Below are 23,421 nucleotides of genomic sequence, written 5' to 3'. Positions count from 1 at the left end.
TTAGTAGAGTTTTGCAAATATAAAATAAAGCTTTCAAATTCATTTAAATAAATCACTCTAATGTGAAGTCGATAATGACAAGACCCCGAAAGAAAATAACACCTTGTTACTTTTACAGGGATTAAAAGTAATCGACGGATAGTTTATACTCTTCGTCGCCTTATTCCCATCACAACAAAGATAATAAAATGATTAAAAAACTAGCTTTAAGTAGTTTAATGCTAGCGTGTTTTGGCGCTAATGCGACAGTTGACTACAAGATTGATTTAACTAAACCTGACCATCACGTTGGTAAAGTAACGATGACGCTACCAGCTGGCAGTGAAATGCCAAGTGTCATGATGCCAGCTTGGCGTACAGGTAAATACAAGATTTTGGACCTTGCTAACGGTGTTCGTCACTTTAAAGCCACTGATAGTAAAGGCAATGAGCTTGCTTTTGATCATACTGACAAAGCGACTTGGGTGATTGAGAACCCGTCTAAAAGCGAAATTACGATTAGCTATACGGTATATGCAAACGATCTAGGTACACGTACTCGTCACATCGATGACAGCCATGCTTATTTAGATGCGACAGGCGTATTTATGTATGATCCTAAGCGTCGTAAAGAAGACATTCGTGTAACTTTAGACGTGCCAGAAACGTGGAAGAGTTATGCTGGAATGGAACGCACTGGTGCACATCAGTTCGTGGCAGATAACTACGATGTGTTAGTGGACTCGCCAATTGAAACTGGTATTAGCCAAGTGTTCGATTTTAAAGAAGACGGCAAAGATTATCAGTTAGTGATTTGGGGCGAAGGTAACTACGACGCACCTAAAATGGCTAAAGATTTACAACAAATGGTTAAATCGAGTCAGAATATTTGGCAGGGCTACCCATTTGATAACTACGTCTTTATGGTTCATGCGACAACCGACGCGCGCGGTGCAACTGAGCACTTAAATTCAACAGTTATTCAGCGTAAACGCTTTACCTTTGCGCCGCGTAAGCAATATTTGAGTTTCTTAAATACAGCTGCACATGAGTTCGTACATACGTGGAATGTAAAAGCTTATCGTCCGAAAGGCGTGGCTGAATATGATTATCAGCGTGAAAACTACACTGATCTACTGTGGGTGTCAGAAGGTTCAACCAGCTACTTCCAAGAGCATTTGCTGCAGCAATCGAAGCTGATGAAGCAAAAAGAGTTCTTCGATATTCTGGCGCGTCGAATTGATGGTCATATCAAAAAGCCTGGCCGTAAAGTTCAGTCTGTTGCGGCATCTAGTCACGAAAGCTGGATTGCATTACCAGGTGATTTTGCGACAAACAACAGTGTAAATATCTATTCAGAAGGTTACATGGCTTCGCTTGCGATGGATTTTCAACTGTTATCTGACTCGGGTCTAAAAGCGGGTTATAGCGAGTTACACGGTGAGTTATTTAAGCGTCATCGTTTGCCAAAACCGTTTAATTCTCAAGATATGAAGAAAATCGCTTTTGACTTAACAGGCAAGAGTTATGAGAAGTGGTGGCAGCAGAATATCGATTCTCCACTAACGATTGATTTTGATAAATTGTTAGCCAAAGCTGGTCTTGAGTTTGTTTATCCAAAGACTGCGAAAGAGATTTCAACTACTGGTTTCTCTAGCTACAACAAAGACGGTTTGTTAACACTGTCACGTGTTTACGCTGATTCTGCGGCGTGGAAAGCGGGTTTAAATACTGGCGATCAAATCGTTGCAATTAATGGTTTGAAAGTGACTCAAGGCAGCCTTAAAACTCGCCTAGCTCAATACAAAGTTGGCGAAGAAGTAACATTGTCACTATTTAGACGTGATCGTTTGGTTGAGAAAACTCTGACCCTAACAGCGAAGAAAGATAAGAAGCCAATGATCCGCGTTGTGAAAAATCCGACTAACAAACAAAAAGCGTTTTACAAAGCTTGGCGTGGTGTTGAGTTAGAAGTACCGAAGAAGAAGTAGTATTTATATTAATTGATATGAAAAACGCGGTTGAACCAATTCAACCGCGTTTTTTTATGTTCAGGATGAACGGTATCGGGCGATGCCATGGATGGCAAGGAGCCGATATGTTCACGACTAAATGGACTTAGGAGGTAGGGCGAAGCAGGAGCCAGAGCCGAGGATGAACGGTCAAGATTTTGGACTCCTGAAAATCTATGTACTTACATCCATGTAAGCAATCGGGCGATGCCAGGGCAGAAAATTGTTCCGGACATTTTCTAAGTACCTACATCCATGTAGGCACAGACTTTATGCTCCTGCAAAGTCCAAGTACCTACATCCATGTAGGCAATGGCAAGGAGCCGATATATTCTGACTACCGCTGTGCCATCGAAGGTAAAAGCGGCGAGAAGAAAACTATTCGCTAACAGTTTGCTCTTCACCACCTAATAGATCGAGTAGTGCAGGAATAAATTGCTCAAACTCTCCCGTCATAATCGCAAAGTCGGCGTCAAAACAAGCAGCTCTATCGTCTTTGTCTTGGTCTTCTTTTTGCTCCATTACCACATCGGTAAATTTAACGCGTTTTATGGTTAGATCTTCGTTGAGGACAAAGGTTAGAGATTCTGCGTATTGCATGGCCGCTTTAACCACAAACATACCGTTTTCGATGTGTGCTTTTAACTCGTTGCAAATCAAGTCTTGATTCTTACAACGAATAATTGGGCCGCCTTCTAATGGGCTTTTTAGCTCAGCTTCTTCTAACAGCTCAAACGGATGAGTAGAAGTTTCATTTTGTAGCCAATCTGTCATCGTTTGCTCAACGGCCGCTTTACTTTGTACTGGTAATACAGCAAGCGAGCCAATAGATTTACGCAGCAGTGCTAATAAATCTTCGGCTTTGTTGTGGCTTGATGCATCAACCACAATCAGTCCCATCTTCGGTGCAATGTAGGCGAATGTCGTGCCCATGCGAGAGAACGCTCGTGGTAATAGTCGATGCTCAATTTCTTCTTTTAACGCATCTTTTTCTTTCTTCTTAACCGGGCGGCCTGTTTCCGACTCAATTTGTTCTACTTTTTCATCTAAAGCTTCTTTAACCACAGAAGCTGGTAGCATTTTGTCTTCTTTTTTAGCACATAACAAAATGTTGCCATTGGTCACATGCAGTAGTGACTCGCCGTGTTTGCCCATTGGCTTAGACCAACCGTACTTACTTTTTTCTTGGCTAGTACAAGGGCGGTAGGCAAACTCTTCTAAACGAGTTTCTAGCTCGTCTTCAGTCAAATCGATTGGGTTAGAAAGGCGATAAACAATCAGGTTTTTAAACCACATAATAGGTCACTTACTTTAGGAGATAATGGCAGCGAGTTTATGTAAAACATCGCTGCGGGGCAATGAAACTTTTTTAATTTTGTTGTTTGATGGGAAAGCTAATGGCGTATTCTAATCCTTCGCCGGCAGCACTGCGGGCGCTAATTTCACCATTAAATGATTGAGTGACAATGTTATACAAAATATGGGTGCCTAATCCGCTGCCGCCTTGGCCTCGTTTGGTGGTGAAGAAAGGCTCAAATAACATGGCGAGATTATCTTCGCTGATACCATTGCCGTTGTCTTTGTAATTGATGTAAACCGTATCGCTATCAACCTTGAATTCAAATGTCATCACGCCTTTATCAATGCCATCAAAGGCATGGACTATTGAGTTTAAAATGAGGTTGGTAAACATTTGCGACAGTGCACCAGCGCGACAGTGCAATACGATGTCTTCATCGCCAAATACTTCAATTTTGTGCTGAGTGCGCTTGAGCTTAGGTTGCAGTGAAGTAATCACTTCATTGAGGTAAGAAACTAAGTTGACATCGCGAATGGCCTCACTGGTTTGATCGACGGCGATGTCTTTGAAGCTCTGAATCAGCTGTGAGGCTTTATTGAGGTTAGACGTTAATAAATGGCAGCTGTGATTAGCATCGCTAATAAAGGTTTTCATCTTGGTTTGGGTTAGCGTTTTATTATCAATCTCTTGAGAGAGCGTTGAAACGCATTCAGACAAATAAGTTACAGCGGTAACACCGATGCCAACTGGCGTGTTAATTTCATGAGAAATACCAGCAACTAAGCTTCCCAACGATGCCATTTTTTCAGACTGTACCAGCTGATTTTGAGTTTGGGTTAGTTGCGCGAGAGAATGGCGTAATTCTTTTTCGCTCTCTTCTAGCTCTGCTTTTTGATTGGCGAGCTCTTGGTTTGCTTGACTCAAGGTGGAGGTCTTTTTGGTGACCTCTTGCTCTAAAAATAAGTTCTGTTTATCGAGGCGTCGATTGGCGTCCACCAGCTCACTTTGCGCTTGCTCTAAATTGTCTTTGTATTCGTTGAGCTTGTCGAGTAGCAAGTTAAACGAATCGGTTAGCACGCTTAACTCGTCGTTTTGACCACTGGGTGGATCTAATTTTGATTGATTGAGATTGGTTAAGTTAATGCGACTAATACCATAGCTGAGCATTTCTAAAGGGGTGGTTAGTAAATTGTGGAATAAACGTTTGATAACGTAACTGATCAGGAAAATACTAAATAATGCACCGATCATTGGAAACATGGTTTGAACGATGACTGCTGAGTAAATATTGGAATAATTAGACAGAATGGTAATGGTGCCTACATCATGACCTTTGTTGTTGGTATTTATATCATTGATACCGTATGTTAAATCGCCATGAAATCCAAAATAATCTTGGAATTCAACGATTTTGCCTATTTCAAAAGTATTTTGAATAATATCGTCATCACTATTTAAACCGCTGCGATAGCGAGTAACGCCATATTCATCGATGACTAAAACGGCCTGCACAAGTTTCATGTCAGACAAGCCTTTGCCAATGGCATCGATTTGTGGATCATTTAACTCCCAAATTGCTTGGCTTAAACTATCGTCAATTGTGTGCTTTAGCTGCTTTAATTCGGCGTTGATATCATTTTTAACCGACATGTAACTAAACAGTACTTGCACGCCCATCACTGTCATTGTCAGCAAGACATAAGCTAACAAGACTTTATTGAGGAGCTGTTTGGATATACTGACTACCGCCATCAACACACCTTTATTGTCTACTATTTGCTACCCTATTTTAGGTATCGTAGTAGTTATTATTAGAACAGATATTTTGCTTAGCCACTCTTGAAGATATCGGAAAATTAAGACGTTGTACAAAGGTCTTTATGGATTAAGCTAAGAAAAAACAATGATTGTTTTAAAAAGTAGTAGATAGTCATTAAGATAGCAATTAATCGCACCCGCAAAAGAGAATTTTATGCGCATTATCCATACCTCAGATTGGCATCTGGGGCATCATTTATTTGGGCTTTCAAGAGAGTACGAACAACAGCAGTTTCTCGACTTTTTGTTCTCTCAGCTAATCGAGACTAAGGCTGACGCTTTAATTGTCGCTGGTGATTTATTTGATACAGCAAATCCACCTGCTTGGGCGTGGCGTTTGCTTTATCAATTTTTGGCTAAGGTGAAACAACAGTTACCTAAACTCGATTTAGTGCTGGTGGCTGGAAATCACGATTCCCCAAGTAAACTCGATGCGCCAGATCATTTATTAAAGGCATTTGATATTCATTTAGTCGGCGGCTTACCGCGATTGGCTGATAATTCTTTAGACTTTGATAAGCTGATTATTCCGTTAACTAATAGCGATGGTGAGATTGCCGCGCGAGTGGCTGCGGTGCCTTTCTTACGTCCCGGTGATTTAGATTTAGCATCGATAGATGAATGTGATGATAAACTCATTGCCGGTGTTGAGCGGGTTTATCAACAAATTGCTGACAAAATCCACGAGCTAAATACGCCGCAGCAAGCGAGCGTGGCGGTTGCTCATGCTTATCTTGTGTCTAGTACTATTAGCGAAATGTCAGAACGACGGATATTGGGGGGTAATCAGCACGCTTTACCAATCGAGATATTCTCGCGCAATTATGATTACACCGCGCTAGGGCATTTACATAAGCCGCAGCAACTTGGCGGACAGCAGGTGTATTATTGTGGCTCGCCGATCCCGTTGTCTCTTTCTGAGCGCGATTACAAACATCAGATCAAGTTTGTGGAATTTCAAGGCAATAGAGTCAGTGACGTTAGTAGTATTTTGATTCCTCGCGTTGTTGATATGTTATGTATTCCTAAAACGGCGCAACCGCTGGCCGATGTGCTGGCGCAGTTGACGATGCTGCCACAAGAGCCGATGGAAAATCATTTACAGCCATTGCTTGAAGTAAAAATCTTGCTTGATGAGCCGCAAGCCATGTTGCGCGAGCAGATTAATCAAGCGCTGGCGGACAAATCCGTTCGTTTAGTTAAGATTACTACGCAATACAGGGAACAAGCTAAAGAGCAAATAGCTTTTGATGGTAAGAAACTTGATCAATTGCAACCAGAGCAAGTCTTTGCACTGAAATATCAACAGCAATACGGCGAAGAACCATCGCAAGTTTATGTTGACGCCTTTGCCAGTCTCCTAACCGAAGCCCATTTATCTGAATCTACAGCCGACTAATAAGACTACTAACTATTTATGAAAATCATTTCATTAGCGGGTGAAAACCTAGCGAGTTTAGCTGCACCATTTCACATTGATTTTGCCCAAGGGGTGTTAGCCGATGCTGGGCTATTTGCAATTAGCGGTAATACCGGGGCTGGTAAAAGCACATTATTAGACGCCATTTGCTTGGCGTTGTTTGATGCGATGCCGCGTTTTTCTAACAGTCGTCGCGGCGCTGCTATAGGCCATGCGCATAGCGATGAAAGCGATCGTGTTAAAAGCAATGATGTGCGTCATATTCTTACCCGCGGCGCGGCTAATGGTTTTGCGCAAGTGGTATTTCAGCTCGATAGTGGCGAAAAGTATCAAGCCAAATGGAGTGTAAAGCGGGCGCGAAACTCTGCCCATGGACGGCTACAAGCACAAGAGATGGAATTACTCGACTGCAAGACAGCGCAGGTATTAGCCACTAAAAAAACCGAAGTGCTAGTTCTTATTGAATCGTTAATAGGTCTTAACTACGAGCAATTTAGGCGCTCAGTATTGCTAGCGCAGGGAGATTTTGCGGCTTTTTTGAAAGCGCCAGCCAAAGAGCGCTCAGAATTATTAGAACGCATTACCGGCACTGGGCTTTATTCACAAATCTCAAAGCAAGCATTTGCAAAAGCCAAGGAGCAAGAGCAAGCGTTATTATTGCTTGAGTCTAAGCTTGGCGAAGTGAAATTACTCACTGGTGAAGAGCAGGAAGACTTAGTGAATCAACTTGCTGGTATCAATGAAAAAATTACTGATGCCGAGCACGAGAAAACCTCTTTAACTTGGCTTGGCGATAAGATTGAACAAAAGGTGCAATTAACCCGCGATCTTAACGATAAGAAAGCACAACAACAAAGCGCGCAAGCGGCAATAGTGCAACAACAAAGCGTCAATCAAATTCTCGATAAGATCGAGAAAGCGCAAGATGCTCGTGTCGTTTATGCTCAGCAAAGTAAGCAACAGCAAGCGCAGCTTGACCAACAAAGGCTAATAGAAACGCTAAGCAGCAAGCATCAGCAAAGTGTTGAGTTACATTCACAAACGAGCGAGCAAACGCAACGCTTAGGGCAATTGCAACAACAGGCGCAGCAACAACTCGAAGAAAAGCTGCCGCAGATTGAACTGGCTATCACTAAATTGGCGGCTGTTGAATCACAACGAGCACAACAAGACAGTTTAAATCAGCAATTATCTGGATTAGCGCAGCATAGCGACGACAACGCACAAAAGCTCACGCAGTTTAAAACCCAGCTCGTTAACACTACGCTGGAGCATGACAAGCTGCAAAAATACCTAGGTGAGCATCAGCAAATTGCGCCGTTAGTTAATCAAGTGGGGGTTATAGAGCAGCATATCCAAGAATATGGATTGGGGCTTTCTCATATTGAGGCATTAGAAGAGAAGCTCAATAGTAGCAAGGTGACGAGTGAAACACTTAATCAGCAGTTACATAGTCTTAACCAACAGTTGGTTAGCGAACAACAGCAGTTGCAGCTTGCCCAGCGTGATCACGAGCAACTGACTACCCTAAATGCGACGTCTGATATCGATGCTATCGAACAGCAATTATCTGCCCAACAAGAGCAACATAATGCGCTAATCAACGAGCAGCAATTAATCGTGCAAGGTTTGCAATATCAAGCGATGATCGCGCAAAAAAAGCAGCAGCAAGATGAAGTTAATAGTGAACTAGACCAGCTGCGCCAAAGTTATCGCCAGACAAAAAATCAGCTCGACCAGCATATGCCGCTGCGTGACGAAGCACTTAAAGCACTCAATACTGCTAAACAAGTCATGTCACTTAGCGAGCACCGTCACACCTTGGTTGACGGAGAGCCTTGTGCACTTTGTGGTAGCAAAGAACATCCTTACAGTAATGAGCACAGTGTCGGCAATGAAATGATTGTCCAGTTGTCACAGCGCTTCGAGCAATTAGATGAACAGGCACAGCAATTTCAACAGCAGTTAACCCAGTTTGATGCTATTGGTAAGCAAAAAGCACAGCAACAACAAACTTTGGTTCACGAGATTAATGAATTAACGCAGTTAATTAAACAACTGGCCGTCGAAGAAGTCAGTGTCGAACGCCAAGGTAAGGTAGAACAGCAGTTGGCGCAAACGCTCAATATGATTGAGCAGCACAAAGCGCAAATCAAGCAAGCTCAGCATTTGCAAAACGATTTGCATCAAGCGCTGCAAAAGTTAGAAAACGCCAAGCATCAGAGTGATAAAACTCGCCAAGAGCTTAGTAGCGTTCAGCAGCAACTATCAACATTGGCTAATGACCTTACGCTCGGCCAACAATCAATTGCCCAATATCAACAGCAGCAAGATGATCGTATTAACGCACTTAACTCACTTTATAACGCCGTCAATTGGCATCATGTATTGAGTGTCGATATTGAGCTCGCTGCCTTTAAACGCGAACTTGCGATGAATATTGACGGTTATGTAACAGCACAAGAAAATCAGTTGTCACTAGCCAATCAACTCACTCACATCAAGCAGCAAATTATTGTGTTTGAAGAGCAGGGAGCGCAGCTCTCACAGCAGCAACAGCCTTTACAAGCTCAAGTTCAGCAGCTTAACGAACAAATCACTGAGGAATTATCTAAACTGCAGCAGCTAACTGGCGGCGAAGATCCAAGGGCATTACGAGAGACATTAGAAGCGAGTGTGAAAGAGTTGTCGATAGCGCATCAAAATGCCAGTGCGACATTGAGCCAGCAACACAGCGATTGTTTGGTGGTCGATAGTCAATTAAAGCAAGCTAAGGAACATCTAGAAAGCTTGTATGCCAATAGTCAGCAACTCAACCTTCAGTGGCAAGAGTGGCAGCGCGCCATGAATATGAGTGAGCAAGATCTGATTGATTTATTATCCTACGAGCAGGAATGGATTATCGAGCAGCGCCAGCATCAGGCGCAGTTATTACAAACTAGCCATCAGGCTCATGCCGTTGTTGAGCAGCTTACCGAACAAATGGCCCAGTTAGAGTTGACGCTTGATGAACGATCGCAAGACTTGCAAACATTGTTTCCACCACTGACGCCAGATCCTAAGCTCAGCTCAGATGAACAACGCACCATGTTAGCAAAATCTATTGACGCAAATCTGTCACAATTGAGCCAACAGCAATTCGAAATTCGGGCACAACTTGAACAACATAATCAAGGTATGGTGCGTTTCGGCGAGTTAAGCGGCGAAATTGAAGCTCAAAAAGCGCAAAGCCAGATTTGGCAAAACATGAAAGAGCTGATTGGCAGTGCAGATGGTGCTAAGTTCAGAACCTTCGCACAAAGTCTCACGTTAGAGCAAATGTTATTGGGGGCAAATCATCATCTTGCAGATCTCGCACCGCGCTATTGCTTACAACGTGTGCCAGGAGCAGAGCTTGAGCTGCAAATGATCGATAAAGACATGGGGGATGAAGTGCGATCAATAGATTCACTTTCTGGCGGCGAAACGTTTTTGGTGAGTTTGGCACTGGCGCTTGGCCTAGGATCTTTAACTAGCCTGCAAACCACTATTCGCTCTTTGTTTATTGATGAAGGCTTTGGTACCTTAGATCCCGATACATTGGAAGTGGCCCTTAGCTGCTTGGATTCTCTGCAGGCGAGTGGTCGACAAATCGGTATTATTTCTCATGTACAAGGATTGGTTGAACGAGTCGGTACCCGTGTTCAAATAACATCTAAAGGTGACGGTTTTTCTACAATTGCGTTACTAAATAGATAAAGTTGATGATCTTTGTCATAAGTTTGTAATAATACGCAGATAAAATGTGATCCATATAACATAAAGTTGTTTAACACACTCATTTATCAGGAATAAACATGACTACATTCTCTAAAACACTTCTAGCAGTAGCTACGGGTTTACTATTTTCTGGCGCAGCAGTTGCTGACGAAAAAGTACAAGTTTACGGTAAAGTTAACGCAACCTTGCAAAGTGATGACACGGGTGAGCGCGAAACTAACGTTAAATCAAATGCATCTCGCATCGGTGTTAAAGGCGGCATTAAACTCGACAACGATCTAAAAGCTATCTACCAAGTAGAATGGCAAGTCGATGTTGCTGACGATGAGAAAGATAACTTCAAAGCGCGTAGCCAATGGGTTGGTTTACAAGGTAATTTCGGTACTGTAATGCTAGGTCGTAACGACACGGCAATGAAAAAGTCACAAGGTAAAATCGATTTATTTAATGACTACGAGGCTGATATCAAAAACTTATTCAGCGGTGATAACCGTTTAGACGATACCCTAACTTACATCTCTCCTAAGTTTAATGGTTTCGCTGTTCGTGCAACTTTCATTGCGGAAGACGGCGCTAAGTCTGATGGCGAAAACGGTACTAGTCTTGCGTTAATGTACGGTGATTCAAAGCTTAAAAAATCTAAATTCTACGCTTCTGTAGCTTTTGATTCTAAAGTTGCTGGTAGCGACACGACTCGTGTTTCTGTGCAAGGTAAGTTAGGCGATCTAAAATTAGGCGCTATCTACAATGAGTCAGAGTACATCGACGGCACTTCAAAAGGCGATGGTTTCTTAGTAAGCGCAGCGTACCCAGTAGGTAAAGCAACGCTTAAAGCACAATACCAAGATGGCGACGACAAGAAAGAAGGCGACGTTATCTCAGTAGGTGTTGATTACAAACTAGCGAAAAGCGTTAAGTTAACTGGTTTCTACACTGACTACTCATTTGAAGATGGTAAAGAAGAAAGTCACCTAGCTGTAGGTATGGAATACAAATTTTAATCACTTGCCCGTGTTTATGACTATAAAAGCCGCTAATTAGCGGCTTTTTTTATGGTAAGAACACCACTAGAAATAGCGGTGGTGTTTTGCTAAAAATTACGAATATAATGAATTTTTAATAACTCAAAATTGATTCGTAATTTTTAGTGACATAAATGAAATTTCTCATAGATTAGTCATATTTATGTCACAATAGTTATTAATAATAGGTGTTATCAAATATCACTAATAGGTTTAGATAATATGAGTGCAAGGATACTCGTTGTTGAAGACGAAGCAGCCATCCGAGAGATGCTGTGCTTTGTATTAGAGCAACAAGGCTTTGATGTTGTTGAAGCGCATGATTATGCGTCAGCAGTAGATTGTTTGGTTGAACCAGTGCCGGATCTAATTTTGTTAGATTGGATGTTTCCAGGTGGCAATGGCATCAGTTTGGCAAAAGAAATCAAGCGCAACGATCTCACCAAGGACGTGCCAATTATCATGCTAACAGCTCGCGGTGAAGAAGAAGACAAGATTCGTGGCCTAGAAGTTGGCGCCGACGATTACATCACCAAGCCATTTTCTCCTAAAGAGCTTATCGCTCGCATTAAAGCTGTACTGCGCCGTGCAATGCCAACGGCACTTGAAGAGTTAATTGATGTTAAAGGGCTAGTGTTAGATCCAGTGAGTCACCGGGTTAGTTTAAACGATCAACCTGTGCCTATTGGCCCAACTGAGTTTAAATTACTGCATTTCTTTATGACACATAGCGAGCGCGTATACAGCCGTGAGCAATTGCTCGATCACGTATGGGGCACTAACGTCTATGTTGAAGATCGCACCGTTGATGTTCACATCAGACGACTGCGTAAAGCCATTGGCGGACAGGGGCATGAAAATTTTGTGCAAACTGTGCGCGGAGCGGGTTACCGTTTCTCAACTCGAGTCTAGTTGATGCTTGATAATCAGTTATTTAGTAAGATTGCCGCTAAACTTAGCGGCTTTTATCTTTGTTTAGTTATCATTGGTTTGATAACGTCTGAGCTGTTCATTGTCCTCTTTGCTGGCACCTTCCTGCTATTCATTTTCAATTTAAAAGAATTTCATAAATTAGTGCTTTGGGTGTGGCAATCGCCGCAGAAAAAACACCAAGGGGCGAATTCCAGTTGGGACAATGTTTATTACGGCGTTGACAACATTCAGCGTGGCAATCGCCGTCGTCGTCGCCAGCTAGTTAACAATCTCGGCGAGTTTCGCCAAGGTGCCGATGCATTACCCGATGGCGTGGTGATGTACAACAATGAAAACAATATTTTGTGGTGTAACAGTCAAGCACGAGCACTGCTCGGTCTAAAATGGCCAACTGACCAAGGACAGCGTCTAGATAACCTAATTCGTTACCCGCAATTTGCCGAATATCTTGCGGCAAGAGAATACAACCAAGCGTTATTAATTCAATCGCCAGCCAATGAAGAAATCTTGCTCGAAAATCGCATTATTTCCTACGGTGAAAATCAATACTTATTGGTATCACGCGATGTTACACGCCTTAATCAACTAGAAGAAATGCGCCGCGAGTTTGTCGCTAATGTTTCCCACGAACTTAAAACGCCACTGACAGTTCTACAAGGTTATTTAGAGTTGTTCGATGACGATGAAAATAGCAACCCGAGTAATAGCAAGGCAGTTCGCGCGATGCGTATGCAAACATCGCGTATGCAGTCGATGGTTGAGCAGTTATTAGCGTTATCTAAGTTAGAATTTTCGAGCATGGCCTCTAAGCACACCAAAGTTAAAATGGTCGAGCAAATGGACATGTTGGAGTCAGATGCGTTAAGCCTGATTGGTGAGCGCGATATGACAATCAATTTCGACATTGAGCAAGATCTCGATGTCTATGGCGACGAAACCCAAATTTACAGTGCTTGTGCCAACCTTGTTACTAATGCAATTCGCTATTGTCCTGATGGCAGTTCTATTTGGGTAACCTGGCATCATCATCCTCATGGCGCGCAGTTTATGGTGCGCGACAACGGGCCGGGCATCGCGCCAATTCACCTCAATCGTTTGACAGAGCGTTTTTATCGTATCGATCAATCGCGATCAAGTGATAGTGGTGGCACAGGATTGGGGCTGGCGATTGTTAAGCACGTGCTGAAGAATCATCAGTCGAATCTCAAAATCAAGAGTACGCTAGGCAAGGGCTGTCGTTTTAGTTTTGTGATCGATAACGATCGTATTGTGTCGTTTATTAATAAAAAACGACAAAATAATGAACCGTCACAAAACCTTCATATTTAAGTCACCTAACTGTCACCTAACTGGTGCAACATAGATTGCGTTAACACATTAATACTAAATAGTTCAAAAATTTAGGACTACATCGGAGTAACAAATGAAATTACTAAAATTAGCGCGTAACATCGGATTTACCCTACTAACTACTGGTGTAGCGGTTTCTGCAAGTGCGTCAACTATCGATAAGAAACTTCCTGAGTACGTAAAAACTCAAGGTGTTTCTGGCAACATGTCTTCAGTTGGTTCTGATACGCTAGCTAACATGATGACATTCTGGGCAGAAGAATTTAAACGTAACTACCCAAATGTAAACATTCAAATTCAAGCTGCTGGTTCTTCTACTGCTCCACCGGCGCTTACTGAAGGTACTTCTCAGTTCGGTCCTATGAGCCGTAAGATGAAAGCACGTGAAATCGAAGCATTCGAAAAGCGTTTTGGTTACAAGCCAACACCAGTTCGCGTAGCTATCGATGCGCTTGCTGTTTTTGCACACAAAGACAACCCACTTGAAGGGTTAACTATCGCCCAAGTTGATAGCATCTTCTCAGTAACTAATAAATGTGGTGGCAAGCCAGTAAACCGTTGGGGCGATTTAGGTCTAACAGGTAGCTGGGCTGGTAAAGACATTCAACTTTACGGTCGTAACTCAGTATCAGGTACTTACGGTTACTTCAAAAAGAAAGCACTGTGTAAAGGTGACTTCAACACTAAAGTAAACGAGCAACCAGGTTCAGCATCTGTAGTACAATCAGTAGCATCTTCAATCAATGCGCTAGGTTATTCAGGCATCGGTTACAAAACATCAAGCGTTAAAGCGATTGCTCTTGCTAAGAAAGGCACTAACTACATCGCTGCAACTAAAGAGAACGCGTTAAACGGTACTTACCCACTTTCTCGTTACCTATACGTTTATGTTAACAAGCACCCAAACAAGCCATTAGCGCCAATGGAGCGTGAGTTCCTAAAAATGGTTCTATCTAAAGCGGGTCAAAAAATTGTTGCTAAAGATGGTTACATCCCACTATCTGCAAAAGTAGCAAACAAAGAACTTAAGAAATTAGGCATCAAACTTTAATAGTTGATATCTAAAAAGAAAGCCGCTCATTGAGCGGCTTTTTTATGTTCACGACTAAATGGATTTAGGAGTTAGAGCGAAGCAGGAGCTAGAGCCGAGGATGAACTGTATCGGGCGGTGCCATGGATGGCAAGGAGCCGACGCACTATAGATGTCAGATGCGCTATAGAGAGAGCCAATCGGGCAACGCATTATGATTCATAGGTTTTCGATAGCAACGGGAGCTTCATGCTGCGACTCTGCTTGAACCACTCGATTGCGGCCTGCTTCTTTGGCCTGATATAGTGCCTTATCGGCGCGACCGATCACCAGTGACTCATCATAATTATCGTCTTCTGAATAAACAGAAACACCACAACTGATAGTGACATCAATGACATGTTCGCCAATGAGAAACGGCGTGCGGGATACATTGTCACAAACCCGTTGATACACGACACGGGCGTCAATTTGGTCAATTGGCGTTACAATGACAAATTCTTCACCACCATAACGACCAATTAAGTCGTAATCACGCAGGGCGTGTTGCATGCGTTTAGTGACTTCTTTGATGACTTCGTCACCGACTAAGTGACCATAGGTGTCGTTGATTTTTTTGAAGTGATCGATATCGCACATGCCAACACACAAGATTTGATCAAGGCGTTCAACGCGTTTGATCTCTCGCGGGATCATTTCCAACACGGCGCGGCGATTAAAAATCCCTGTTAGCGAGTCATTGGTGGCCAATAAGGTGACCTCCGCTAAGGTATCTTTAAGTTTGTTTTGAATTTCAATCATGCGCTTGCCCACTTGCAGGCGAACTTTTAATTCATCGCTATCAAAGGGTTTGGCGATGTAATCATTGGCGCCGCGGGACAATCCTTCAACAATGTCGTTGGGGGACGTGCGAGAGGTTAGTAGCATAACATAAGGAGGGTGTTCGGGATTTTGAGCAATGACTTGCTCACAGACTTCAACGCCATTGCGCTTTGGCATTTCCCAATCTAAAAGCAGTAATGCTGGTGGATTTTCCTGTTGCATGATTTGCCAAGCTTGCTCGCCATCTTCGGCTAACACTACATCATATCCCCATTCTTGGGTGATGGATTGCAACATCATTCGGGAAACTTTACTGTCATCCGCAATTAGTAACTTCACAAATTCTACTCACTGTAAAAAGGTTAACATTCAATCAACGTTGATTAAGAGAAACCGCAGAAAATCCTTTCTAATCCCTTTGCTCATTTTTTATTTAATTAGAAATAATACCTAAAGGGAGAAGAATTACTAGCTCTTTACTCGTAATGAGCGTGAGTCGCTTAGAATATTGTGGAGAGAGAAGAGCAGAATAGCTATATAGGTATAAATATAGCTAATGCGAGAGCCGCATCAATACGGCTCTCGCAGTGAAGATCTAAACCAGTTCGGCTAGCATTTCATCGCTGTAAGGCGTTAACTCATCGCCTTGTCTTACCTTTTCGATATAATCAGGATTAGCGATAAATGGGCGGCCAATTGCCACTAAGTCGAAACGATTATCTTCAATAGCTTGGCTGCCTGTTTCTGCTGTGTAGCCACCTACGCCCATTAATGTTTTGCTGTAATGACGGCGTACAAAGTCAGTGGCATTACCATCGAGATAATCAAATTCCATGCTGTCATCGAATAAGCCTAGGTGCAGATACGCGAGCTGACGTTGCTCTAATTCACCAAGTAAATACTTAAACACATCGCCATCGCGAGCATCGCCTGCCATGTTGAAATAAGCCCCCGGTGAAATGCGCAGTGCTGTTTTATGCCAGCCAATGGCTTCGGCAATGGCATCGACGACTGCTAGTGGAAAACGCGCCATATTTTCTGGTGTTTGGCCATATTCATCATCACGTTTATTAGCATCGTGATGTAAAAACTGATCGATTAAATAACCGTTAGCGCCGTGAATTTCCACGCCATCAAAGCCTGCTTCAATGGCATTTGCTGCGGCTGTTGCATAATCGGCAACAAGCTGAGCAATATCATCTTTAGAGGCTGCTTTGGGAGTGACATAAGTTAAATCGCGCATGCGCGGCACTGTGCCTTCAACAAGTGTTGCGGAAGGTGCTAGCACATCCCCGCCACCAAAAAAGTGTGGGTGAGCGACACGGCCTGTATGCCATAGCTGCGCAAAAATCTTACCGCCCTTGCTGTGCACTGCATCAGTTACTTTCTTCCAACCTGCAATTTGCTCGGCGCTAAATAACCCTGGTGTATTTGGATAACCTTGGCCGTCTGGACGAATGATGGTGGCTTCACTGATAATGAGTCCTGTTTGGGCGCGCTTGGCGTAATAATCGGCCATTGCTTGAGTCGGCACTAGATTATCATCAGCCATACAGCGAGTTAGAGGTGCCATTGCGATACGGTTGCTCAGTTCTAAAGTGTCGTTTAAGGCGAACGATTGAAATAAATTGTCAGTCATTGGTTAACTCTCTTATTTGAATGTTCATTCAAGATAAAGGTTGTTGAACGATCATTCAAGTACTTTTTTGAATAAACGTTCAAATTAACTTACAATAGCGCCTTGAATTATTAGAGATTATTAGAATGCGAACCGCTGAATTTGATAAAGAACAAGTGCTTAGAGCTGCAATTGCCGCTTTTGTTGATAAGGGCTACAACAAGACCAGCATGCAAGATCTAAAAAAAGCGACGGGCTTGCATCCCGGTTCTATTTATTGCGCATTCGAAAATAAAGAAGGACTGCTAATCGCCGCACTTCAGCAGTATAACAAGGATCGCACTGGTGAGTTTTCTGGTTATTTTGACGGCGAGCCAACAATACTTGGTGGATTGAAAAACTATCTGATGCAAACTGTCACTAATTGCACATCAAGTGGACCAGAACGCGTGTGTTTCTCTCAAAAAGCACTCAGTGAACTTACCCAACAAACACCTGCTGTTGAAGCGGTGATTGCTAAAAACATGGCTGATTGGCAGCGTGGTTTTATTGAAGTATTCGAGAAGGCACTGGCAGCAGGTGAAGTCGATAATACCCGCACGCCTACGCAGCGTACTCAAAGTTTAGTTATGGGAATTTATGGCCTGCGTACCTTTGCCCATACTCATCCAACGACAGATATCTTGGAAGAATTAGCACAGCAATTGTTTGAAGACGTGTGCCGTTAAATCCACACGTCGTTTTGCGCGGTAAGTTCTGAGTCGCTGTCGCCAGTGTTAACTACACCGCGCGGCTCAATAATCATGATGTGGCATTCTTTTTCAGCGAAAGGTTGATGCTCAACTCCTTTGGGAACTACAAACATTTCCCCTTCATTTAGTTCAATATCTTTATCGCGCAATCGCATCACCATTGAACCTTTCATGATTACAAAGACTTCATCGGTATCATCGTGGCTATGCCACACAAACTCATCTTTAATTTTGGCTAGTTTAAATTGATAGTCATTCATCTCGGCAATGACTTTAGGTGACCAGTGTTCTGAAAACTTACCAAACTTCTCTTTAAAATTTATCGCTTGAGACATCTCGTTACCTATCCTGTGGGGGAATATGTTTCGCCGTTTCACTAAACTCGGCCATTTGCTGACGCGTATATTTGCTGTGAACACGCGTTGATGATGCTGGTTGATGCGCTAAATTGACGCCATTGCGTCTTGCTAGTGTTGGCCGTATAGGGCGCGGCGTAAAACCACCGCCGCAATTTGGACAGACATTTTGCAGTACGTTATCGACACAATCGCGACAAAAGGTGCACTCGTAACTACAAATCATCGCTTCGGTAGCATTAGCTGCTAAGTCTTTATCGCAACATTCACAGTTGGGCTTAAGTGCTAGCATCGATGATTCCTCTGTTGTTAATTATTTTTGTATACGCTCTTGCAGTCGAGTAAGTTGCTGAGTTAAGACACCATCAACGGCCTTTGACCACATTTTCACATCGCCAATATCACCGTGAACTTTGTAGGTGTAACTAATGGCCGTTGTTTTGTTATCGACAGCTTTAAACTGCCATATGAGCGCACCGCTAGCCGCCAAAGTTTGTAATGGCCCTAAACCGCCGCGCCACACTTGTTGCTTGTTCGGCTGCGCCATCACAATATTCATATGACGTACTATGTTGTTATCCCAACGCTCACAGAAACAACCGCTCTCAATATCTAACGTCATATTCGCCGCTTTGCCAGAATAGGTATGAGAGTCATGCCACCATTGACCAACCTTTAAAAATTGCTGGTAGCTCTGTGACGTATCAGCGCTGACCTTAACGCTATTAGTGATTTCAAAACCGTTAGCGGTTTGCTTGGTAACTTCGGCGTTGCTAGCTAACGATGTAAATAAGAAAATAGTTAGTAAAAATGATCTCATGGCGTGTCTCTGGGTTACGAATGATGTCGTGCAATTGAATTTAAATAACTGAAAAGATTTAAGCAAGTGCTGCAGTAAAGCACTTAAACTCAAATTGCTTAAAGTTCATGGAGTAGTGTGAACGCAATATTATTTATTTCATTATCAAATCACGATATTGCTTCGGCGACACTCCCACTAGCTTTTTAAAGTAACGTCCCATGTGGCTTTGACTCGAAAAGCCGCATTGCAATGCAATGTCGGTTAGATTGGCAGTATTTTCACGAACACGTAATTTCACTTGCTCTATTCTCACGCCTAATAAATACGCTTGTGGCGTTTGCGCGAGGCTGGCTTTAAACATGCGGCAGAAATGATATTCACTTAATTGGGCTAAATCGGCTAATTCTGAGAGATAAATTTGTCGATGATAGTTGGCTTGAATAAAGTCGCACACCAAGGCTACGATCTTAGGTGATAAGCCGCCTTTTACTGTAATTGCTTGTTTAGAAATTCCCATATTTTTTAGCATGGTTACCAAGATAGTGTTGGTCATTTGCTCCATGGCTAAATGGTTGTCATTGCTTTGCCAATCACTCGATGCTATGCAATGGCGAAATAGCGCTTCAGTGGCGGCGTCGCTGGTATAATTTAGCTCAGGAAGCTGCAATTGGCGCGGATCCATATCAAACATCTTCAACGCCAGTTGTTTGAGGTAATCATCACTAAAATACAGATGCATAAACTGTTGAGACTGGCCTAATTGCCATTCACTCTGCGCATCTTTAGGCATTAAGCAAAACTTTCCTGGGCCACCATAAGCGGATGGTGCATCGGTGCGATGTGTATCGTAGCCGCCGGCGAGATACAAACTCAACGTATGTTGTTGTTCGTTGATGTAATAAAGGTGGTCGTGCTGATTTTGATAATGCGCCCATGACAAAGAGTCTGTTAACGAACGTTGTCGAAAACAGATTTTACTGGCAGATTCATCGAAATTTGTTGGCGTCGATTTTTTTGGACTTAGCGATGTAGTATCCATCGCTTTATTACTCATGGTCATGCAAAAATCTTATCATCAAAAAATATTCACGCCATATCACTTTGAGCTATTTCATAAATTAACCGCAAGATTGTGCTAGTTTGGATGAGATTGTGATATTTCCCGCTCCGACATTTCGCGACAATGTGCTTCAGATGATTTTATGGGAAATATTATGTCGGCGTTTTTATATGTATTGATGATTTTTCTGTGGGGCTTATCGTGGATTTCCATCAAATGGCAACACGGTGATGTGCCGATGGAAGTCTCGATTTTTTATCGTTTTATTATTGCGGCATTGGTGATGTTAATCATCGGCAAGTTATGGCGAAAACTTCAACCCGTCACTCGTGTGGACCATTATTATATTGCGCTACAAGGTGTTTGTTTGTTTTGCTGTAACTTCCTCGCGTTTTATAGTGCGACTTTGTATATCCCCAGTGGATTAGTCGCGGTATTAATGGCGACTGCTCCAATTTATAACGCATTGCACAGCCGATTGTTTTACGGCACAACAACCCACGCTAACTTTTGGATTGGCGCATTGTTAGGACTAATTGGCATTAGCTTGTTGTTCGCTGGAGACTTGGCACAAACAAGTTGGTCGAGTGACACTTTAATGGGGTTGGTTTTCTCATTGGTGGGGACTTGGTGTTTTTCGATTGGCAATATGCTGAGTATTCGCAATACCAAACACAATGTTACGCCCTATACGGCCACTTGTTATGCCATGTTTTATGGCTGCGGAGCGCTGTTAATCATCATTTTCGTGCGTGGTTTATCGTTCGAGTTTTCTATGACAACACAATACATCGGTAGCTTAATGTATTTAGCGATTCCTGCTTCGGTGCTTGGTTTCACTTTTTATTTAATCTTGGTTGATAGATTGGGCGCCAGCAACGCTGCTTATATTCTCGTTCTTACGCCGATAGTTGCGCTAAGCGCGTCCGCGATTTTTGAGAGTTATCAGTGGACGACTTATTCAACGCTGGGATTGTTGTTAGTCATTGTGGGCAATGTCTTTATCCAACGTAAAAAGTCATTGCTTCCTTCAATGAAACAACGCCTATCGGTATGAGTGGGGTAGCTTAAGAAAAATCCCCACTCCAAACCCGCAAAGCACGTATTGTGAACACGACAATTGTTAGCGATAAACCAATGGCGATGATAGTAATAACGTAATAGGCAAAGCGTTTAATTCGAATGAAAACGCGCTTAAAGAAACCGAGTGATTTATCGGGTTTAGCGGGAATACTTGGAAAGGTGTGCAAACTCCAAAATACCGAAAATGACCACAAGGCGGTTAAGATGCTGGGAATCAGGTAATAGTCATCGGCGCCTGATTTACCAATTAGCACATAACCCACCATAATTATTGAGGCGAGCATTAGCAGCAAGGCGATGGGTTTAAAGCATCGCAGTGCTATCGCAATTTGTTTGAATCTATCTAACATCTATTCTGCTGCTGGCGTTTTGGCCTGCTCAAACTGTAATTCACATAGACGTTGATACATCGGTGAACTTTCAAGTAGCGATTGATGGTTGCCAACATCGACAATGCGGCCGCCGTCCATTACTACAATTTTATCCGCATGAATGACTGTCGCGAGACGATGGGCGATGATGATGGTTGTGCGATCCGCCATTAGCTCATTAAGCGCGGCTTGAACGTGATATTCACTTTGGGCATCAAGCGCGCTGGTGGCTTCGTCCAGAAGTAGAATGTCGGGATCTTTTAAGATTGCGCGGGCAATGGCAATACGTTGTTTTTGACCGCCGGAAAGTCGCACGCCTTGCTCGCCTAAGAAGCTGCTGTAACCATCGGGTAAATCCGTAATGAATTCATGTGCATGAGCGCGCTTGGCGGCGTTTTCAATTTCTAGCTCGCTAGCTTTGGGATTACCGTAGCCGATGTTGTGGCGCACATCGCTGCTAAATAACACGGGGTGTTGTGGCACCATGCCCATTACGTGGCGCAGGTCTTCTAAGTTGAGTTGTTCGATAGCGGTATCATTAACCATGACTGTGCCGCTTTGCGGATCGTAAAAACGTTGTAGTAATTCAAATAAGGTTGTTTTACCAGCCCCTGATGGGCCAACGAGGGCAACTGTTTCACCGTGGTTAATGGTGAGGTTAATGTCATTTAGCGCTGGAATATCAAGACGTGATGGATAGCTAAAGTTGATGTTTTTTAAGGTAATAGCCGCTTGGCTAACTGACGGAAGTTGTTGCGGCTTAGCTGGTGATTGAATGTCACTTTCTAATGCCAATAATTCGAGCAAGCGTGTTGCAGAGCCTGCGGCGCGTTGCAGTTCGCCGTAGACTTCGGCCACGGTAGCCACAGACATGGCGACCATGATGGCGTAGAAAATAAAGGCGCCTAGCTCACCACCTGTCATCGCGCCAGAAAGCACGTCCATGCCGCCAACCCATAGCATCACGCTGATTGCTGCAAAGGTCAGTAAAATTACCGCTGCAAATAAGAACGAGCGCTGCATAATACGTTTTTTCGCGACTTCAAAAGCTTTCTCAACTTCGCCGCCAAATGCTGCTTGCTCACGAGGCTCGTGATTGTAGCTTTGTACTACTTTGATGTTTTGAATAATTTCACCAGCGTAGGTGCCAATGTCGGCGATAGCATCTTGAGAACTTGACGCAAGATCTCGGACGCGGCGGCCAAAAATCATCATCGGCAGCAGTACTAGCGGTACACAAAGGATCACTATTAGTGACAGCTTTAGGTTGGTAACAAAGAGCATGATCAGGCCGCCAAGCAACATGAACATCGAGCGCAGTGCCATTGAGAACGACGAGCCGATAATCGATTGAAGTAGCGCGGTATCAGTGGTGAGGCGTGACATTAACTCGCCGCTGCGATTCTCTTCAAAGTAGCTCGGATGCAGTTTTATGATTTGATTGAACACGTCGGTACGAATATCGGCGCTCACGCGCTCGCCAATCCACGACATCAAATAGAAACGAAAGAAGGTGCCGAATGCGAGTAGAAATATCATGCCAATCAGCATCAAAATCGTTTGCGTGAGTTGTTCCACTGAGCCTGAAATAAAGCCGCTATCAATCACCATTTTGACCCCTTGTCCAAGCGATAGGCTAATGGTGGCGGTAAATACTAAGAAAAACAGCGCTAGAATAACGTTTCTTTTATACGGCGTAACGAACTTAAAAATAGGCTTGAGGCTTTGATAAGCATTAGCGGTTTTGGGCGTGGATGTTGACTCGGACAAGATGAAACCTACGAACTAATGTGACGATTTGTCACCTTAACAATAGTAGACGGTAAAAAATAGAGGTGAGGTGTTACAAATTCTTTTCCAAATGGCTTGGAATTAGGATGACTGGATTCGTTGGTGCGCTAAATGGTTAGCGCACCGAAGGGGGGAAGACGCGA

At 43.2% G+C, this 23,421-nt stretch carries 19 protein-coding genes; 9 read left to right on the top strand and 10 right to left on the bottom strand.

Annotated features, from left to right (window positions below):
- The first annotated feature begins 188 nt into the window (after positions 1-188).
- Positions 189-1,970: a PDZ domain-containing protein gene (locus MHM98_RS07780; protein WP_239438695.1), complete on the top strand. Its 1,782-nt coding sequence runs from the start codon at positions 189-191 to the stop codon at positions 1,968-1,970.
- A 399-nt stretch (positions 1,971-2,369) separates the two neighbouring features.
- On the opposite strand, the gene rdgC is transcribed toward MHM98_RS07780, so the two are convergent.
- Entirely contained in the window at positions 2,370-3,287 is a 918-nt protein-coding gene (rdgC, locus tag MHM98_RS07775) for a recombination-associated protein RdgC (protein WP_239438694.1), read from the bottom strand.
- 73 nt (positions 3,288-3,360) lie between these two features.
- Positions 3,361-5,043, bottom strand: a complete 1,683-nt coding sequence (locus tag MHM98_RS07770; protein ID WP_239438693.1) for an ATP-binding protein — start codon at positions 5,041-5,043, stop codon at positions 3,361-3,363.
- 220 nt (positions 5,044-5,263) lie between these two features.
- On the opposite strand from MHM98_RS07770, the gene MHM98_RS07765 reads away from it, so the two are divergent.
- The 6 genes from MHM98_RS07765 to MHM98_RS07740 all read left to right on the top strand — a co-directional run bounded on the left by MHM98_RS07765 (position 5,264) and on the right by MHM98_RS07740 (position 14,644).
- Positions 5,264-6,508: an exonuclease SbcCD subunit D C-terminal domain-containing protein gene (locus MHM98_RS07765; protein ID WP_239438692.1), complete on the top strand. Its 1,245-nt coding sequence runs from the start codon at positions 5,264-5,266 to the stop codon at positions 6,506-6,508.
- A gap of 18 nt (positions 6,509-6,526) precedes the next feature.
- A complete protein-coding gene (locus MHM98_RS07760; RefSeq protein ID WP_239438691.1) occupies positions 6,527-10,267 on the top strand; it encodes an AAA family ATPase in 3,741 nt (1,246 codons plus the stop codon).
- 98 nt (positions 10,268-10,365) lie between these two features.
- Entirely contained in the window at positions 10,366-11,289 is a 924-nt protein-coding gene (locus MHM98_RS07755) for a porin (RefSeq protein WP_239438690.1), read from the top strand.
- A gap of 243 nt (positions 11,290-11,532) precedes the next feature.
- Positions 11,533-12,222 (top strand): phosphate regulon transcriptional regulator PhoB, encoded by a 690-nt coding sequence (phoB, locus tag MHM98_RS07750; protein WP_239438689.1) that lies wholly within the window; start codon positions 11,533-11,535, stop codon positions 12,220-12,222.
- 3 nt (positions 12,223-12,225) lie between these two features.
- Positions 12,226-13,572 (top strand): phosphate regulon sensor histidine kinase PhoR, encoded by a 1,347-nt coding sequence (phoR, locus tag MHM98_RS07745; protein WP_239438688.1) that lies wholly within the window; start codon positions 12,226-12,228, stop codon positions 13,570-13,572.
- A gap of 94 nt (positions 13,573-13,666) precedes the next feature.
- Complete coding sequence (locus MHM98_RS07740) at positions 13,667-14,644, top strand: phosphate ABC transporter substrate-binding protein PstS family protein (RefSeq protein ID WP_239438687.1); 978 nt, start codon at positions 13,667-13,669, stop codon at positions 14,642-14,644.
- A gap of 198 nt (positions 14,645-14,842) precedes the next feature.
- On the opposite strand, the gene MHM98_RS18925 is transcribed toward MHM98_RS07740, so the two are convergent.
- Positions 14,843-15,784 carry a diguanylate cyclase gene (locus MHM98_RS18925; protein WP_239438686.1) on the bottom strand — a complete coding sequence of 314 codons (942 nt, stop codon included), beginning with the start codon at positions 15,782-15,784 and terminating at the stop codon, positions 14,843-14,845.
- A 256-nt stretch (positions 15,785-16,040) separates the two neighbouring features.
- Positions 16,041-17,084 carry an alkene reductase gene (locus tag MHM98_RS07730; protein ID WP_239438685.1) on the bottom strand — a complete coding sequence of 348 codons (1,044 nt, stop codon included), beginning with the start codon at positions 17,082-17,084 and terminating at the stop codon, positions 16,041-16,043.
- Between the two features lie 125 nt (positions 17,085-17,209).
- Here MHM98_RS07730 and MHM98_RS07725 point away from each other — a divergent pair, with 125 nt between their 5' ends.
- Positions 17,210-17,791: a TetR/AcrR family transcriptional regulator gene (locus MHM98_RS07725; RefSeq protein WP_239438684.1), complete on the top strand. Its 582-nt coding sequence runs from the start codon at positions 17,210-17,212 to the stop codon at positions 17,789-17,791.
- On the opposite strand, the gene MHM98_RS07720 is transcribed toward MHM98_RS07725, so the two are convergent.
- The 4 genes from MHM98_RS07720 to MHM98_RS07705 form a co-directional block, all read right to left on the bottom strand.
- Positions 17,788-18,150, bottom strand: coding sequence for a cupin domain-containing protein (locus tag MHM98_RS07720; RefSeq protein ID WP_239438683.1), 363 nt, complete (start codon positions 18,148-18,150; stop codon positions 17,788-17,790). The two genes, MHM98_RS07725 and MHM98_RS07720, sit on opposite strands and share 4 nt — an antisense overlap.
- Before the next feature lie 4 nt (positions 18,151-18,154).
- On the bottom strand, positions 18,155-18,463 hold the full coding sequence (locus MHM98_RS07715; protein ID WP_239438682.1) for a DUF1272 domain-containing protein: 309 nt from the start codon (positions 18,461-18,463) through the stop codon (positions 18,155-18,157).
- 21 nt (positions 18,464-18,484) lie between these two features.
- Positions 18,485-18,991: a hypothetical protein gene (locus MHM98_RS07710; RefSeq protein ID WP_239438681.1), complete on the bottom strand. Its 507-nt coding sequence runs from the start codon at positions 18,989-18,991 to the stop codon at positions 18,485-18,487.
- 133 nt (positions 18,992-19,124) lie between these two features.
- A complete protein-coding gene (locus tag MHM98_RS07705; RefSeq protein ID WP_239438914.1) occupies positions 19,125-20,027 on the bottom strand; it encodes an AraC family transcriptional regulator in 903 nt (300 codons plus the stop codon).
- Between the two features lie 160 nt (positions 20,028-20,187).
- On the opposite strand from MHM98_RS07705, the gene MHM98_RS07700 reads away from it, so the two are divergent.
- Positions 20,188-21,090: a DMT family transporter gene (locus tag MHM98_RS07700; protein ID WP_239438680.1), complete on the top strand. Its 903-nt coding sequence runs from the start codon at positions 20,188-20,190 to the stop codon at positions 21,088-21,090.
- Positions 21,091-21,100: 10 nt separating this feature from the next.
- Here MHM98_RS07700 and MHM98_RS07695 read toward each other — a convergent pair whose 3' ends face one another.
- Entirely contained in the window at positions 21,101-21,466 is a 366-nt protein-coding gene (locus MHM98_RS07695) for a hypothetical protein (RefSeq protein WP_239438679.1), read from the bottom strand.
- Positions 21,467-23,257: an ABC transporter transmembrane domain-containing protein gene (locus tag MHM98_RS07690; protein ID WP_239438678.1), complete on the bottom strand. Its 1,791-nt coding sequence runs from the start codon at positions 23,255-23,257 to the stop codon at positions 21,467-21,469.
- Between the last annotated feature and the right edge of the window lie 164 nt (positions 23,258-23,421).

It is taken from the genome of Psychrobium sp. MM17-31 (assembly GCF_022347785.1).
GTDB lineage: Bacteria > Pseudomonadota > Gammaproteobacteria > Enterobacterales > Psychrobiaceae > Psychrobium.
This window is presented reverse-complemented; position numbering and strand designations above follow the sequence as displayed.